Source organism: Cochleicola gelatinilyticus (assembly GCF_001637325.1).
Taxonomy (GTDB): Bacteria; Bacteroidota; Bacteroidia; order Flavobacteriales; family Flavobacteriaceae; genus Cochleicola; species Cochleicola gelatinilyticus.
Genome location: NZ_LRXL01000045.1, coordinates 338,674 through 355,484 on the forward strand (window position 1 = coordinate 338,674; position 16,811 = coordinate 355,484).

Annotated in this window: 12 protein-coding genes; all 12 read left to right on the top strand. The window is 37.8% G+C overall.

Annotation, left to right across the window (positions count from 1 at the left end):
* The first annotated feature begins 160 nt into the window (after positions 1-160).
* The 12 genes from ULVI_RS12110 to ULVI_RS12165 all read left to right on the top strand — a co-directional run bounded on the left by ULVI_RS12110 (position 161) and on the right by ULVI_RS12165 (position 16,796).
* A complete protein-coding gene (locus tag ULVI_RS12110) occupies positions 161-1,138 on the top strand; it encodes a VPGUxxT family thioredoxin-like (seleno)protein, type 2 (RefSeq protein WP_068593043.1) in 978 nt (325 codons plus the stop codon).
* A gap of 109 nt (positions 1,139-1,247) precedes the next feature.
* Positions 1,248-1,697 (top strand): MarR family winged helix-turn-helix transcriptional regulator, encoded by a 450-nt coding sequence (locus ULVI_RS12115; RefSeq protein WP_068593044.1) that lies wholly within the window; start codon positions 1,248-1,250, stop codon positions 1,695-1,697.
* A gap of 1 nt (position 1,698) precedes the next feature.
* The gene (locus ULVI_RS12120) at positions 1,699-4,107 is read left to right on the top strand and encodes a 3-hydroxyacyl-CoA dehydrogenase/enoyl-CoA hydratase family protein (RefSeq protein WP_068593045.1); all 2,409 of its coding nucleotides are present in this window, start codon (positions 1,699-1,701) and stop codon (positions 4,105-4,107) included.
* An 88-nt stretch (positions 4,108-4,195) separates the two neighbouring features.
* On the top strand, positions 4,196-5,386 hold the full coding sequence (locus ULVI_RS12125; protein WP_068593046.1) for an acetyl-CoA C-acyltransferase: 1,191 nt from the start codon (positions 4,196-4,198) through the stop codon (positions 5,384-5,386).
* Positions 5,387-5,484: 98 nt separating this feature from the next.
* Positions 5,485-7,290 carry an acyl-CoA dehydrogenase family protein gene (locus ULVI_RS12130; protein ID WP_068593047.1) on the top strand — a complete coding sequence of 602 codons (1,806 nt, stop codon included), beginning with the start codon at positions 5,485-5,487 and terminating at the stop codon, positions 7,288-7,290.
* 123 nt (positions 7,291-7,413) lie between these two features.
* Positions 7,414-8,277 (top strand): TolB-like translocation protein, encoded by an 864-nt coding sequence (locus ULVI_RS12135; RefSeq protein ID WP_068593048.1) that lies wholly within the window; start codon positions 7,414-7,416, stop codon positions 8,275-8,277.
* Between the two features lie 60 nt (positions 8,278-8,337).
* A complete protein-coding gene (locus ULVI_RS12140; RefSeq protein ID WP_068593049.1) occupies positions 8,338-9,666 on the top strand; it encodes a M28 family peptidase in 1,329 nt (442 codons plus the stop codon).
* Positions 9,667-9,704: 38 nt separating this feature from the next.
* A complete protein-coding gene (locus ULVI_RS12145; protein ID WP_068593050.1) occupies positions 9,705-11,330 on the top strand; it encodes a M1 family metallopeptidase in 1,626 nt (541 codons plus the stop codon).
* Between the two features lie 37 nt (positions 11,331-11,367).
* Positions 11,368-11,937, top strand: coding sequence for a YdeI/OmpD-associated family protein (locus ULVI_RS12150; RefSeq protein ID WP_068593051.1), 570 nt, complete (start codon positions 11,368-11,370; stop codon positions 11,935-11,937).
* A gap of 65 nt (positions 11,938-12,002) precedes the next feature.
* The gene (locus ULVI_RS12155; protein ID WP_068593052.1) at positions 12,003-15,299 is read left to right on the top strand and encodes an amidohydrolase family protein; all 3,297 of its coding nucleotides are present in this window, start codon (positions 12,003-12,005) and stop codon (positions 15,297-15,299) included.
* A 234-nt stretch (positions 15,300-15,533) separates the two neighbouring features.
* Positions 15,534-16,247 (top strand): hypothetical protein, encoded by a 714-nt coding sequence (locus ULVI_RS12160; RefSeq protein ID WP_068593053.1) that lies wholly within the window; start codon positions 15,534-15,536, stop codon positions 16,245-16,247.
* A 3-nt stretch (positions 16,248-16,250) separates the two neighbouring features.
* Positions 16,251-16,796 (top strand): hypothetical protein, encoded by a 546-nt coding sequence (locus tag ULVI_RS12165; protein ID WP_068593054.1) that lies wholly within the window; start codon positions 16,251-16,253, stop codon positions 16,794-16,796.
* Positions 16,797-16,811 lie beyond the last annotated feature (15 nt).

The window sequence follows — 16,811 nt, forward strand, 5'->3', positions numbered from 1 at the left end:
TCTCTAACAAAAAATGTTTTTTAATACCTATCTTTTATAATATAATATATCGCTCATCGAAATTCACAACTCATAGAAGCTTAACAAAATTACAACATCTCGACTGTAAGATTTTTAGTTATTTTCAGACCAATTCTTTGTATAAAAAATTCAGAGAATTATGAAAATCTTAAATAATATACTCCCCTTCCTCTTTTGCTTTAGCGTGCTTACAGCGTTTGCACAAGAACGAACCAATGCTAAAAATCAAGATGAAGAATTAGGGAAAGTAAGTTGGTATCGTGATTTTGATACGGCAATAGCTCTTTCAGAAAAAAATAATAAACCGATACTTATTTTGTTTCAAGAAGTACCAGGTTGTGCGACCTGTCGTAACTACGGTCACAATGTCTTGAGCAGCCCATTAATGACCGAAGCCATTCAGAATGAATTTATTCCATTAGCGATTTTTAATAACAAAGGTGGTAATGATAGAAAAATCCTTCAAAAATATAAAGAGCCTAGTTGGAACAATCCTGTGGTTCGTATTGTAAATTCTAAGGGTGATAATTTAGTTGCTCGGGTGGCTAGCGATTACTCCGCCAAGGGACTTTATGATGCCATGGTGAAATCGCTTCAAATCTCAGGACAGGAAATTCCCGAATACATGAAGTTACTCGGAAAAGAGCTTTCAGTAAATAATACTTCAGAAGTAAAAGAAAATTATTACAGTATGTATTGCTTTTGGACTGGAGAAAAACAACTGGGTAACAACGAAGGTGTACTCAACACAGAAGCCGGCTTTATGAAAGGCCGTGAAGTGGTAAAGGTGACTTATGTTCCAGAGATTATTAGTGATGAAACGTTGACAAGTTTTGCCAAGCAAAATAGAATGACTCCTATCACGAAAGATGATTCGTATCGCCATTCAGACAAAGATGAAGACTATTACTTGCAACATTCCGACTATAAATACCTTCCATTAAGCAAAATTCAACGCACTAAAATTAATTCAGCATTAGGAAACAGAGAGTCGGCTGAAAAATATTTAAGTCCGATGCAGTGTAAATGGCTTTCAGAATTAAAAAAAAGTAAGAAATCTTCAGTACTTTTTAATCAAAATTTTAAAACTTCTTGGGAAGAATTAGCTTCTAAATAAATATAGATCTTTTATAATAAGATTGTTCCTATACTAGAATGGATAATTTTTATAAATATATTATGCACGCATAGTAAATTTTAGTATCTTTGGGATGCAATATTTTTATATGAAAGAAAAAACGATTGATTATATTCTTCGTTCAACTTGGATGTCTGTACAGAAATTGTACAATGAGGAAGCTGGAAAAAAAGGCAGTACTATGGCCACAGGATTTGCTTTAATAAGTATAGATCCTGAAGAAGGTACGCCCTCTACGGCTTTAGGGCCTAAGATGGGGATGGAGGCTACTAGTCTTTCGCGTACACTTAAAACGATGGAAGAAAAAGGGTTGATCGAACGCAAGCCAAATCCGTTAGACGGTCGTGGAGTTCTTATACACCTTACTCCTTTCGGTGTTGAAATGCGTGAATTTTCTAAACATGTTGTATTGCAATTCGATGAAGTTGTAAAAGAAAGTATCTCTAAAGAAGATCTACAAACTTTTAAAAAAGTAGCACATACTATTTTAGAACTCATTAATAATAAAAAGATTTATACTTCCAAAAAAATAGCATAATATGTCAAAAAGAAGAATTAATAAAGTAGCCGTAATTGGTTCAGGAATTATGGGAAGCGGTATTGCTTGCCATTTTGCCAATATTGGAGTCGAAGTTCTATTGCTAGACATCGTACCTCGAGAATTAACCGATAAAGAAAAAGCAAAAGGTCTTACTTTGGAAGACAAGGTAGTTCGCGACCGTTTAGTAAACGATGCACTTACTGCTTCAATCAAATCTAAGCCAGCTCCATTATATCATACAGATTTCGCCAATCGAATTACGACTGGAAATATGGAAGATGACATCGCCAAAGTAAAAGATGTAGACTGGATCATAGAAGTAGTTGTAGAGCGATTAGACATAAAACAACAGGTTTTTGAAAATCTAGAAAAACACAGAACTCCCGGAACACTTATTACTTCAAACACCTCGGGAATTCCTATTCACTTTATGAGTGAAGGAAGAAGTGAAGACTTTCAGAAGCATTTCTGCGGAACGCACTTTTTTAACCCACCCCGTTATTTACAATTATTTGAAATCATTCCAGGACCTAAAACGTCTCAAGAAGTGCTTGATTTCTTAAATGGATATGGAGAAAAATTCTTAGGAAAAACTTCTGTAGTAGCTAAAGACACTCCTGCTTTTATTGGAAACCGTATTGGTATCTTCGGAATTCAGAGTCTGTTTCACCAAGTAAAAGAAATGGGACTTACGGTTGAAGAAGTAGATAAATTAACTGGTCCCGTAATAGGGCGTCCTAAATCTGCTACCTTTAGAACAGTAGATGTAGTTGGGCTTGATACCTTAGTACATGTAGCAAACGGAATACATAAAAATGTTCCAGAAGATGAAGAACACGATATTTTCGAACTTCCAGATTTCATCAATACCATGATGGAAAACAAATGGTTGGGAAGTAAAAGTGGACAAGGATTTTATAAAAAAGTTAAAAACGACGACGGTAAAAGCGAGATCTTAGGTCTAGACCTAGGCACTATGGAATACCGAAAAGGTAAAAAAGCCTCATTTGCTACCCTTGAACTCACAAAGTCGATCGATACTGTTACCGATCGTTTCCCTGTTTTAGTTAAAGGAAAAGATAAAGCAGGAGAGTTCTACCGAAAAAACTTTGGTGGCATGTTTGCGTATGTCTCTAATCGAATTCCGGAAATAACAGATGAATTATATAAGATAGACGATGCCATGAAGGCCGGTTTTGGTTGGGAAAATGGCCCATTTGAAATTTGGGATGCGGTAGGTGTAAAAAAAGGAATCGAACTAATTAAAGCACTAGATAAAGAACCAGCTGCTTGGGTACAAGAAATGCTAGATGCTGGAGTAGAATCTTTCTATACAGTTAAAGACGGTGCTACGTATTATTATGATATTCCTCAGAAAAAACATGTAAAAATTCCAGGACAGGATGCCTTTATTATCTTAGATAATATCCGTAAATCTTCTGAAGTATTTAAAAACAGTGGCGTTGTCGTTGAAGATCTTGGGGATGGTATTTTAAATGTTGAATTTCAAAGTAAAATGAATAGTATTGGCGGAGATGTCTTGGCTGGTCTAAACAAAGCAATCGATATTGCTGAAAAAGATTTCGACGGATTGGTTGTTGCCAATCAAGGGAAAAATTTCTCTGTTGGTGCCAATATCGGAATGATTTTTATGATGGCAGCCGAACAAGAATATGATGAATTGAACGCGGCTGTTAAATATTTTCAAGACACCTGTATGCGATTGCGTTACTCATCTATCCCTACAGTAGTTGCACCTCACGGAATGACCTTAGGTGGTGGATGTGAAATGACCCTACATGCCGACAGAGTAGTTGCTGCTGCAGAAAGTTACATTGGATTGGTTGAATTTGGTGTTGGAGTTATACCTGGTGGTGGAGGCTCTAAAGAAATGGCGTTACGTGCGAGTGATTCTTTTAAACAAGATGATGTACAATTAAACCGTTTACGCCAGCACTTCTTAACTGTAGCTATGGCGAAAGTATCAACATCGGCTCACGAAGCTTACGATCTTGATATTCTGAAACATGGAAAAGATATTGTTGTTGTAAACCCTGCCAGACAAATTGCTACAGCCAAAGCTGTCGCGAGACAAATGGCCGATATTGGTTATACAAAACCTCCAAAACGCGAAGATGTTCTCGTACTAGGAAAACAAGCATTGGGTATGTTCTATGTAGGTACCGATAGTATGGAAGCGAGTAAATACATTAGTGAGCATGATCAGAAAATTGCAGACAAACTGGCGTATGTAATGGCTGGAGGTGATCTATCTGAACCGACCAAAGTAAGTGAACAGTACTTGCTAGATCTGGAAAGAGAAGCATTTTTGAGCCTAACAGGTGAAAGAAAAACCCTGGAACGATTACAGCATATGATTCAAAAAGGAAAACCACTTAGAAATTAAAATTTCTGCTATATGCCTTAAGCTTTGCGCTAAGGCCAAAATATAAATTCGCTTCAAGCCAAGAGCTTAAAGCCTAAAGCAAAAAAATATGAAAACAGCATATATAGTTAAAGCATACCGTACCGCAGTTGGAAAAGCACCCAGAGGTGTATTCCGCTTTAAAAGAGCCGATGATCTTGCCGCAGAAACCATTCAGTATATGATGAAGGAACTTCCTGGTTTAGATCCAAAACGCATCGATGATGTTATTGTAGGTAACGCAATGCCAGAGGGCTCACAAGGATTAAACGTAGGTCGATTAATCTCTTTAATGGGATTAGATATCGTTGATGTACCTGGAATGACAGTAAATCGATTTTGTTCGTCAGGGGTAGAAACCATTGCTATCGCAGCTGCTAAAATTCAGTCGGGAATGGCTAATTGTATTATCGCCGGTGGTGCAGAAAGCATGAGCTCTGTTCCTATGTCGGGTTACAAACCAGAATTAAATTATGACGTGGTTAAAAATGGTCATGAAGAATATTATTGGGGAATGGGAAATACGGCAGAAGCGGTTGCTAATCAATTCAATGTATCCCGAGAAGATCAAGATGAGTTTGCTTACAATAGCCATATGAAAGCCCTAAAAGCATTAGAAGAAAATCGTTTTCAAGATCAGATTGTTCCAATTGATGTTGAACAAACCTATGTGGATGAAAATGGAAAAAAAGCTACAAAAAAATATACTGTAAATAAAGACGAAGGTCCTCGAAAAGGAACGAGCAAAGAAGCTCTGGCCAAATTACGTCCAGTATTTGCAGAAGGAGGTAGTGTTACTGCTGGTAATTCCTCGCAGATGAGTGATGGAGCTGCCTTTGTAATGGTAATGAGTGAAGAGATGGTTAAAGAACTAAATCTTGAACCTATCGCACGAATGGTAAATTATGCAGCGATGGGAGTTGAGCCAAGAATCATGGGAATTGGTCCTGTAAAAGCAATTCCAAAAGCGTTAGAAAATGCTGGACTAAATCAAGATGACATAAGTCTTATAGAATTAAATGAAGCATTTGCTTCTCAAAGTTTGGCAGTAGTTCGCGAACTTGGCTTAGATAAAGACATTGTAAACGTAAATGGAGGGGCCATCGCTTTAGGACATCCTCTAGGCTGTACGGGTGCAAAACTTTCAGTACAACTATTCGATGAAATGCGTAAACGAGATATGAAAGGAAAATACGGAATGGTAACCATGTGCGTAGGTACTGGACAAGGAGCCGCGGGAATTTTCGAATTTTTAAACTAATAATCCGTTGAATATCCTTTTGGATGTAAAAAAATAAATAATCACAGAGCAGCGAATACTTCTCTATTCCAGACTCTTTAATCTATACTTTAAGTAACATGGCAACAGAAACAGTAAACAAAGACATTCTTCGCGGAGGACAATTCTTAGTGAAAGAAACCGATTGTAATGATATCTTCACACCAGAAGATTTTAATGAAGAACAACGGATGATGAAAGAAGCAGTGATGGAATTTAACGATCGAGAGATTGTTGCAAATCGCGAACGTTTTGAAGCAAAAGATTATGCACTTACCGAAGAGGTCATGCGAAAAGCAGGAGAACTTGGTTTTCTAAGTGTTGCTGTACCTGAAGAATTCGGAGGTATGGGAATGGGATTCGTTTCTACAGTATTAACTTGTGATTATATCTCTAGTGGTACAGGATCTTTTTCTACCGCATTTGGAGCTCACACAGGAATTGGTACGATGCCAATTACTCTCTACGGAAACGAAGAACAAAAAAAGAAATATGTTCCTAAATTAGCTAGTGGTGAATGGTTTGGTGCTTATTGCCTTACAGAACCAGGAGCGGGAAGTGATGCTAACAGTGGGAAAACTAAAGCAGTATTATCTGAGGATGGGAAACATTACCTTATCAGCGGACAAAAAATGTGGATTTCTAATGCAGGATTCTGTAATGTAATGATTGTTTTCGCTCGAATTGAAGATGACAAAAACATTACTGGTTTTATTGTTGAAAACGATAAAGACAATGGAATCTCTATGGGAGAGGAAGAACACAAATTAGGAATTCGTGCTTCATCTACACGTCAAGTATTTTTTAACGATACAAAGGTTCCTGTGGAGAACATGCTTTCAACAAGAGGAAACGGATTTAAGATTGCAATGAATGCTTTAAATGTAGGGCGCATTAAACTAGCGGCTGCATGTCTTGATTCTCAGCGACGTGTTACTTCTACAGCGACCCAATATGCTAACGAGCGTAAGCAGTTCGACACACCAATTGCATCTTTTGGAGCGATAAAAAGCAAGATTGCAGAAATGGCGACTAATGCCTTTGTGGGCGAATCGGCAACGTATCGTGCAGCTAAGAATATCGAAGACCGAATTAACATTCGTATTTCTGAAGGGAACTCACATCAAGAAGCAGAATTAAAAGGTGTTGAAGAATATGCTATTGAATGTTCTATTCTAAAAGTAGCCGTTTCTGAAGACATTCAGAACTGTGCTGATGAAGGAATTCAAATTTTTGGTGGAATGGGCTTTTCTGAAGATACCCCGATGGAAGCCGCATGGAGAGATGCACGTATCGCTCGTATCTACGAAGGTACTAATGAGATTAACAGAATGCTTGCCGTTGGTATGTTAGTGAAAAAAGGAATGAAAGGTCATGTGGATCTTTTAGGTCCTGCACAAGCAGTAGCTTCAGAGTTGACTGGAATTCCATCATTCGATACGCCAGATTATTCCGAAGTACTGTCAGAAGAGAAGGAAATGATCGCTAAACTGAAAAAAGTATTTTTAATGGTGGCAGGTGCAGCCGTACAAAAATACGGACCAGATCTTGAAGAACACCAAATGATGTTATTAGCGGCGTCGAACATTCTTATTGAAATTTACATGGCAGAAAGTGCAATTCTTCGTGCAGAGAAGAGTAGTAAAAATGGAGCAGACAATGCAGAATATCAAATCGCAATGGCTCAATTATATCTGTACAACGCTGTAGATATTGTAGATACTAAAGCTAAAATGGCAATTATTTCTTTTGCTGAAGGTGATGAGCAACGTATGATGTTAATGGGACTTAAACGTTTTACTAAATATCAGAACATGCCAAATATCGTTGGGCTACGTAACAAAATTGCAGAAAAAGTAACGGAAGAAAATAAATATCCCTTCTAGCGGATTCCCCACAAAATCTTTCTTAATACCTCATGATTTTTATAAATCATGGGGTATTTTTACAACAGCTCTTTTGGAATGAACTTTGTACCGTTCGTATTAATTTAAAATCGTATTTTTTTCATGATAAAATTACTTTCATTTCTACTATTTAGTTCATCGCTGATGGTATTTGCTCAACCCAATACCGAAGTATATCTTATGGATATTACTTCAAACGATGAGAGAATTTCTCTTCAAAATTTTAAAAATATATCACAAAATCCTGGCTACGATAGTCAGCCCTCTTTTGCCTTCAATTACCTGTTGTATGCAGGTTCCAATGACGGACAAACAGAAATTAAAGGATATGAGCTTCGGGAAGGAGTCACCGTTCGTTTTAACAAACCTACACTTGGCGGAGAGTTCTCGCCACAATTAATTCCTAATGACAGTCAATTTGCCGCCGTACGTCTCGATACCACCGGACTACAACGTTTGTATTATTACAGCACCGCAGGAGACTCAAAACTCATTCTACCCGATGCTCCCGTGGCCTATTTTTCTTTCTATAACAAAGAAATAGTTTTGGCTTCCATTCTATCAGACGATGAGTTAGATCTTGTTTTATATAATCTCACTACCAATTCAGCAGATACAATTATTGAGAATTCAGGTCGGTCCATTCACAACATTCCAAACAAAGAAGCAATGAGTTATACCGTTGTAAATGAAGAAGGAAATTACGACGTATTTCAGTTAGATATGAAAACAAAAGAAAGTTTTTTTATCTGTCAATTACCTATCGGAATCCAAGACCATACTTGGCTGGATTCAAATAGGTTACTCATAGGAAGTACTAACAAACTATATGTATACGACACTTTTGAAGGCTCAGAATGGAAAGAAATAGTAGACCTCTCCTCCTATCCCATCACAGACATCACCCGCCTTGCTGTCGATGAGTCAGGTAAAAAACTAGCACTCGTCGCAATGCCTGTTGAATAAATTTTAAAAATTACATTTAGAACTATTCTTTTCCTTAATTTTAGTGCTTAACTCTACACAATGAAAGTACATTTTCTTTTAGCATTTCTTTTTTCTGGTGTATTATGGTCACAAACCGATACACGTATTTACGAAATAATAAATGCAATTTCTTCGGAAAGAATTGAAGCCGATATTACTAAACTGGCTGGCTTTGGCACCCGAAATACTTTTAGTGACACCATTAGTGAAACCAGAGGCATTGGTGCAGCACGACGTTGGATTAAATCTGAATTTGAAAAAATTTCAAAGGATTGTGGAGATTGTCTAAATGTTTTTACACAAAGAGATTTGGTAAAAGCAGAAGGAAACAGACGCATTCCAAAAGACACTTGGATTGTAAATGTAGTAGCAATTCAAAAAGGCACCACACATCCTAACCGATACATTATTATGAGCGGTGATATCGATTCCCGAAACAGTGATGGGAGTGATTTTACAAAAGATGCTCCTGGAGCTAACGATAATGCCAGTGGAATGGCTGGTGCTATAGAAGCTGCAAGAGTTTTAAGTAATTATAAATTTGAAAGCAGCATCATCTACCTTGGCTTAAGTGGAGAAGAACAAGGGCTTTTTGGAGGAAAAGGATTCGCCGATCATGCAAAAGAAAAAGGATGGGAAATTATAGGCGTTCTTAACAACGACATGATTGGAAATATTAAAGGTGTAGATGGGATAATCAGCAATACAGATTTTAGAATCTTTAGTGAACCCGTACCTCCTACCGAAACCGAACAAGAACGCAATGCCCGAAGGTTTTACGGAGGAGAAGTAGACGGAAATTCACGCCAATTGGCACGGTATGTTTATAAAACCACCAAAACCTACATGCCCGAAATGAACCCTATGATGATCTACCGATTAGATCGTTTTGGAAGAGGTGGACATCACAGACCTTTTAATGATTTGGGATATGCGGGAATCCGTATTATGGAAGCACACGAAAACTATACCCAACAACACCAAGACCTACGTACAGAAAACGGAATTGAATACGGAGATAAATTAAAGTTCGTGAATTTCGATTACGCTAAAAAATTAACCGCTGTAAATGCAATCACGATGGCAAGCCTTGCATGGGCACCTCCTGCCCCAACAAAAGTAGCGATCGGTGGTATTGTAGCACCATCCGCAAAATTAAAATGGGATAAAGTTCCCGGTGCCGTAGGATATAAAATTTATTGGCGAGATACCACATCACCTACATGGGATCACAGTCGCTTTGTGGGAGATGTTTCAGAATTTACACTCGATGGAATTGTAATCGATAATTATTTCTTCGGAATAGCTGCCATAGGTAAAGATGGACACGAAAGTACGGTAGTATTCCCCAATTCTATATTCAGATAAAACAGACTCCTAGCAATTAAAAAAATCTCACGTATAGCATGAAACAAATTAATATTTTATTTTTCTTTATCCTGTTTACCTCCATTACTGTAGCACAGGAATTTACCAAAGCCGATCATCTAAAAGGTGCTGTTACACCAGAGCGTGCTTGGTGGGATCTTACACATTACGACCTTAACGTTACGGTAGAGCCTGAAAAACAATTTATACACGGAACAAATACAGTTGCCTACACAGTTATAGAGACCGAAAAAGTAATGCAGATCGATCTTCAAGAACCTATGACGATCGATAAGGTAGAACAAAACGGAAAAAAACTGAAAGTAAAATCAAAAGGAAATGCTCACTTTATTAAACTAAACGAAAAACAGAAAAAAGGAGCAGAAATGAAGCTCACTATTCACTTTTCTGGAAAACCCAAAGTAGCGGTACGAGCTCCTTGGGACGGCGGATTTACTTGGGCAAAAGATGCCAATGGCAATCCATTTATTGCTACTGCAAATCAAGGAATAGGTGCAAGTGTTTGGTGGCCAAACAAAGATCACCCAAGCGATGAACCCGATAACGGAGTGTTAATTTCAGTAACTACGCCAAGTAATTTAATGAATGTTTCTAATGGTCGGTTGGTACAAGAAATCGATAATGGTGACACTAAAACGTGGGTTTGGAAAGTAGTTAATCCAATAAACAATTACGGAGTAAATATTAATATTGGAGATTATGTGCATTTCGGGGAGACCTATGAAGGGCTCAAAGGCGATTTAGACATGGATTATTATGTCCTCAGAGATAATTTAGAAGCGGCGAAACAACAATTCGAACAAGCCCCAATGATGATGAGAGCTTTCGAATACTGGTTTGGTCCCTACCCTTTTTACGAAGATAGTTTTAAATTAGTAGAGGTGCCTTATCTGGGTATGGAACACCAAAGTAGTGTGACCTACGGAAATAAATTTCAAAATGGTTATTTAGGTACCGACCTTTCCGATACCGGTTGGGGGCTGCGATTCGATTTTATTATTGTTCATGAAGCAGGGCACGAGTGGTTTGCCAATAATATTACCAATAAAGATGTAGCAGATATGTGGATTCACGAAGGATTTACAGCGTATTCAGAAAATCTATTTCTCAATTATCACTTTAGTGAAGAAGCTGCCAGCGAATATGTAATAGGAACACGAGCGCGTATCGCCAACGATCGTCCTATAATTGGCACATACAATGTAGATCACGAAGGTAGTAGCGACATGTATTATAAAGGAGCGAACATGCTTCACACACTACGACAGGTTGTTAATGACGATAAAAAATGGCGGGAAATACTTCGCGGACTCAACTCGGATTTTTACCATCAAACAGTAACAACGCAACAGATAGAAAATTACATTAGTGAAAAATCGGGACTAAAACTTTCTGCATTCTTTAATCAATATCTACGTAGCACTTTAATTCCAAAAATTGAATTTACTTCGGAAGGAAACACGGTTCGTTTCAGATATACCGATACTGTTGAAGGGTTTGAAATGCCTGTAATTGCTCTAATAAACGGGACTGAAGAATGGATTACTCCATCTTCAGAATGGCAAACTACTACGTTTGAAGCTTCCGTAGAAAGTTTTAAAATAAAAGATGATTTTTATGTAAATTCAGAAGAAGTGGAATAGTCACACTTCCGAAGAAAATGAATAAATAAAAGTAAATGTGGAAAAACCTGAACTCTATTTTCCAACTGCCAATGAGTGGCGAAAATGGTTAGCCGAAAATCATAGTGACTATCCACAAGGGGGTTATTTAATTTTTTATAAAGTAGCACACGAAACTCCTTCCATGCGTTGGGAGGAAGCTGTTAAGGTTGCCATTTGTTATGGCTGGATCGATAGTACCGTAAAAAACTTGGGAGATGGAAAAAGACGTCAGTATTTCTGCCCGAGGAATCCGAAAAGTACTTGGAGCGCCCTCAATAAAAAATATGTCGAAGCACTCGAAGCCGAAGGATTGATTCATAAAAAGGGGTATGAAGTTATCAACATCGCCAAAGAAACCGGTACTTGGAGTGCGATGAACGATGTAGAGAAGGGTATTATTCCTAAAGATCTTCAAAAAGCTTTTAACAACAATCAACGTGCCTTTAAAAACTTTCAGTCATTTTCTCCCAGTTATCGAAAAAGCTATCTAAGTTGGTTGCATAGTGCCAAACGAGAAACAACAAGAGCCAAGCGTATTTCAGAAATTATTCAACTTTGTGATCAAGGCATTAAATCAAGATCGTGAAATCCTCGTTTCAGTAATAACATGAGATAAATGTGTATCTTTAGCCTTCAACTATACTCACAACCATGTTACGAATTACCTTCCTAATTGCCCTGTTTATTTCGGGTCTTACCTTCGCTCAGAAAAAAGATAAAACTAAAAAAGAAGACGTTAAATGGGATGTTTCAAATCCCGGAAAAGAATTTAACTATAAAACACATTCCTTTTCTACCGAAGAAGGCACGTGGATGAATCTAGATGTAAGTCCGGACGGACAAACCATAGTATTCGATCTTTTGGGAGATATTTATACGATTCCCATTACTGGAGGAAAAGCAAAAAAACTACGAACTGGAATTCCTTTTGAAGTACAGCCGCGTTTCAGCCCAGACGGAAAGTACATTTCTTTTACCAGTGATGCTGGTGGCGGTGATAATATTTGGATCATGAACGCCGACGGAAGCAACGCCGAACAACGAACCAAAGAAGATTTTAGATTATTAAATAATGCATTCTGGATGCCAGACGGCAATTATTTCGTAGCACGCAAGCACTTCACGTCCGGAAGAAGTCTGGGAGCTGGTGAGATCTGGCAATACCACCGAACTGGAGGAAGTGGAATTCAATTAACTGAGCGCAAGAACGATCAACAGGATGTAAATGAACCTGTTATATCTTCAGACGGAAAATATCTCTATTACAGCGAAGACATGTATCCAGGAGGCTCGTTTCAGTATAATAAAAATCCGAACAGCCAGATCTATGTAATTAAACGCTATAGCTTCGAAGACGGCACAACCGAAACCATTACAGGAGGCCCTGGAAGTGCTGCAAGACCTACGCTTTCTCCCGACGACTCCAAGCTTGCTTTTATAAAAAGAGTTCGTGAAAAAAGTGTGTTGTACGTGCATGATTTAGAAAGTGGTACAGAAATGCCTATCTACGACGAACTTAGTAAGGACCAAATGGAAGCTTGGGCAATTTTTGGCGTATATCCTAATTTCGATTGGTTGCCTAATAATCGCGACGTGGTCTTTTGGAGTAAAGGAAAAATTCATAAAATTAATTCTGAAACCCTTGATGTGACCAACATTCCTTTTTCCGTAGATGTGAAAATTGACATCGCAGAAACCGTTCACTTCAACAATCCCATTGATTCTGAAACAGTTACCCCGAAAGTTATTCGTCATTTAATAACCGCTCCTAATGGAAAATTTGTTATCTTTAATGCAGTTGGACATCTTTGGAAAAAAGATTTACCTAACGGAAAACCTCTGAGACTAACTACCGGCACCGATTTTGAATTCGAACCGGTCCTATCCCCTAATGGAAGCGAGATCGCTTTCGTTACCTGGAACGATATTGAAAAAGGTGCCATTTTTACGGTGCCAGTTTCAGGAGGAATTCCAAAAAAAATAACTTCAGAAAAAGGAATATATCGTACTCCCTCCTATGCTCCTAACGGACGCACTCTTGTTTTCAGAAAAGAAAAAGGAAATTCAGATCAAGGTTTTAGCTTTACAAAGAAGCCTGGAATTTATACCATGAATAATGACGGAAGCAAGGAAACTTTTGTTACTAAAAAAGGGGAATACCCTGTGTTCAGCGCGAATGGTAAGCGAATCTTTCTTCAAACAGGAGGTACTTATTTTGGCAATCTCATCAAAAAACTAATTAGTGTTAACCTAAATGGTAACGACGAAAAAGAGCATCTTTCTTCTAAATATGCCAATCGTTTGGTACCAAGTCCCGACAATAATTGGATTGCTTTTACCCATTTACATAAAGTCTATGTTGCGCCTTTAGTATTAAACGGAAAACCTATCGATCTGGATGACGCTTCAAAATCGGTTCCTGTGTCGCAAATTGCAAAAGATGCGGGTATTAATATTCATTGGTCACCCGATAGTAAAAAAGTACTATGGACGTTAGGGGATGAATATTTTAGTAATGAATTAAAAAATCGCTTCAACTATTTACCGGGTTCCCCCGAAAAAGTTCCAGAACTTAATAATACTGGAATAAAAATAGGGCTTACGGTTCCTGCTGACAAACCCTCTGGAAAAATTGCCATAACCAATGCTACGATTATCACGATGGATGGTGACAAAGTGATTAAAAACGGAACTGTAATTATTAATGGAAATACCATTGAAGCGATCGGAGAAGCAGCGAGCACTCCTGTACCTTCCGATGCCCTTATTGTACCCGGACTAGGTAAAACGATTATGCCTGGAATGGTCGATGCGCACGCTCATATCGGTGCATTTCGCTACGGATTAACGACACAGCAAAATTGGCAGTTCATGGCAAATCTTGCATTTGGAGTTACTACAGCACACGATCCTTCTGCAAATACTGAAACTGTTTTTTCTCTTTCAGAATTACAAAAAACGGGAGATCTTGTAGGACCCCGACTCTATTCTACCGGATTTATTTTGTACGGTGCCGATGGTGATTTTAAAGCGGTGATCAATGATATTGAAGATGCTCGAAGCAGCATACGACGTACCAAAGCATTTGGCGCACAAAGTGTAAAAAGTTACAATCAGCCACGACGTGAACAGCGCCAGCAAGTTATGCAGGCAGCGAGAGAACAAGGCATTAATGTGGTACCTGAAGGAGGTTCTACTTTTTTCCATAATCTCACGATGATTATTGACGGTCACACGGGAGTTGAACATAACATTCCTGTTGCACCCATATATAAAGATGTAATTGAACTATGGAAAACAAGTAAGACAGGCTACACTCCTACCCTAATTGTAAATTATGGTGGATTAAATGGGGAATATTACTATTACCAACGAGACAATGTATGGGAAAATGAGAAACTATTAACATTCACTCCAAGGAGTATTATCGATAGTCGTTCAAGACACCGAAATATGGCTCCAGATAAAGAATATGAGAATGGACATGTTTTAGTATCTGAAACTGCAAAACAACTAACAGATGCTGGGGTTAAAGTGAATATGGGCGCCCATGGGCAATTACAGGGCTTAGGAGCCCATTGGGAGACTTGGATGCTTGCCGCAGGAGGAATGACTCCCATGGAGGCACTAAAAGCAGCTACCATAAATGCTGCAGAATATATTGGTGCAGGCGACTATATTGGATCGTTAAAAAAAGGAAAACTCGCTGATCTTTTAATTTTAAATAATAATCCTTTAGATAATATTGAAAACACCTTAAGTATTGAAAAGGTTTTAATAAATGGGAGAATGTACGATGCAAACACAATGCATGAAGTGGGTAACCACCCAAAAGAAAGAAAGCCATTCTTCTGGGAACTAAATAGTTACAACAATTCTTTTCCGTGGCACCAAGAAAATGTCGGTGAAATGCAACCTGGTTGTGGTTGTAATGTAGGACAACATTAATTTGTTAAAGTGTTTTAAACAAAAAAATAATTGATATATCTTTAGGTATTGTTAGACAAAATTAAGGATGTGCATGAATCACACATCATACCTTTTAAAAAAAGTTACCATAATAATCTAATGATACCCTCATACTCTACATACCGGCAGCCTGCTATGTACGAAGCGTTATAATTAGTGCATAAAAGCATGCCATAACCTTCATATAATTAGTGATTAATTAATCTTTTTACAATGGGAAAGAAGACTAAATTAGAGGTCAAAGCCGAAATACAAAAGAAATATAATACGCTTCCAAAGGCGTATGGCGGTTATGCAAATGATCCTAAAGAACAACCAATAGTTCCTATTTTCGAGAAGGTAGCAGCACGAATTAACATGAAACCTTCCTATCTATTTACCATTGCTGCGGGAGAAGGATTAGGCGTAAATCATTTAGATTTTGATGATAATTTTAGAAATGGCGTCTTAATTACCGATCAACAAGTGGATGGTTTTCAAGCATTAGGTCTCGATTATTTTAGTTCTCCGCAAGAATATCCAAGATTTAAAAAATACCTTCCTTCTGATTATAATATTGGAGATGAATATGAAAGGTACGATGTACGACGTGCAGAAAAAAATCGTGTTGAAGTTGTTCCAAGTGCTAAGTTTAAAGACATGCAGAGTGCAATTGATGGTTTTGGGGCTATTATAGCACATCGAAAAAGCTTGTTTGAATCTCATTATAATGCTTTTGGCTATTCTAACCCTACCGAAGATGAAATTGCTTACTGGGTATACGCATACTATCAAGGTGAGGGTGATGCCAAACGAGAATTAAAGGCAAATGGTGGATTCGACTTTATGAATGGCAATGGAACATCCATTAAACAAGTACACAATCTAGCACTCGAACGGGTCGCTTCGTGGCGTTACCTACTAACCTATAATATTTTTAGCAGTTAATTTATGGTACGAATTATCCCCATTGTTCTAATCATTTTGTGTGTTTCTTGTAAAGAAAAAAAGTCTTCTACCACACCCGTTATTTCTGAAGAGACATCAACCACACGTATAGATACTACCTATTGCAACGGCTTTAATAGGACCATTGAACCCAAAGAAGTAAGCACCTCCATGTACAATGAGCCGTATTCCATTTCAATTACATTAAATCCTTTGGAACAGCTTCGAGTACTTTCTTCTGAAGGAAACAATGTAACGGTTTGTAATGAACATGAAGGAACAATTATTCTTAAGAAGAGCGTCGATACCATTTTTACTAAAAAAATTAATAGGTCGTTATTCTCGGATGAAGCAACTTTTAGTGAACTTCAAAAACTTCGTTTAGATTCTATAACTCATAACGGTGTACGTACTCATACGTTGTATTTTAATTGTTATTTTTCAGAATACAATTCAAATACTATTTTGGAATCAGTTATTGGAATCGATTATAAAAAAGACATTGGCAAAACATTCGTATTTACCCCATTAAAAGAACTAGAGAATTAAGACCGAATTACGAAA

Coding starts and splice junctions, on each gene's coding strand:
- ULVI_RS12110 (WP_068593043.1), top strand. CDS start 161: ATGAAAATCTTAAATAATATACTCCCCTTCCTCTTTTGCTTTAGCGTG.
- ULVI_RS12115 (WP_068593044.1), top strand. CDS start 1,248: ATGAAAGAAAAAACGATTGATTATATTCTTCGTTCAACTTGGATGTCT.
- ULVI_RS12120 (WP_068593045.1), top strand. CDS start 1,699: ATGTCAAAAAGAAGAATTAATAAAGTAGCCGTAATTGGTTCAGGAATT.
- ULVI_RS12125 (WP_068593046.1), top strand. CDS start 4,196: ATGAAAACAGCATATATAGTTAAAGCATACCGTACCGCAGTTGGAAAA.
- ULVI_RS12130 (WP_068593047.1), top strand. CDS start 5,485: ATGGCAACAGAAACAGTAAACAAAGACATTCTTCGCGGAGGACAATTC.
- ULVI_RS12135 (WP_068593048.1), top strand. CDS start 7,414: ATGATAAAATTACTTTCATTTCTACTATTTAGTTCATCGCTGATGGTA.
- ULVI_RS12140 (WP_068593049.1), top strand. CDS start 8,338: ATGAAAGTACATTTTCTTTTAGCATTTCTTTTTTCTGGTGTATTATGG.
- ULVI_RS12145 (WP_068593050.1), top strand. CDS start 9,705: ATGAAACAAATTAATATTTTATTTTTCTTTATCCTGTTTACCTCCATT.
- ULVI_RS12155 (WP_068593052.1), top strand. CDS start 12,003: ATGTTACGAATTACCTTCCTAATTGCCCTGTTTATTTCGGGTCTTACC.
- ULVI_RS12160 (WP_068593053.1), top strand. CDS start 15,534: ATGGGAAAGAAGACTAAATTAGAGGTCAAAGCCGAAATACAAAAGAAA.
- ULVI_RS12165 (WP_068593054.1), top strand. CDS start 16,251: ATGGTACGAATTATCCCCATTGTTCTAATCATTTTGTGTGTTTCTTGT.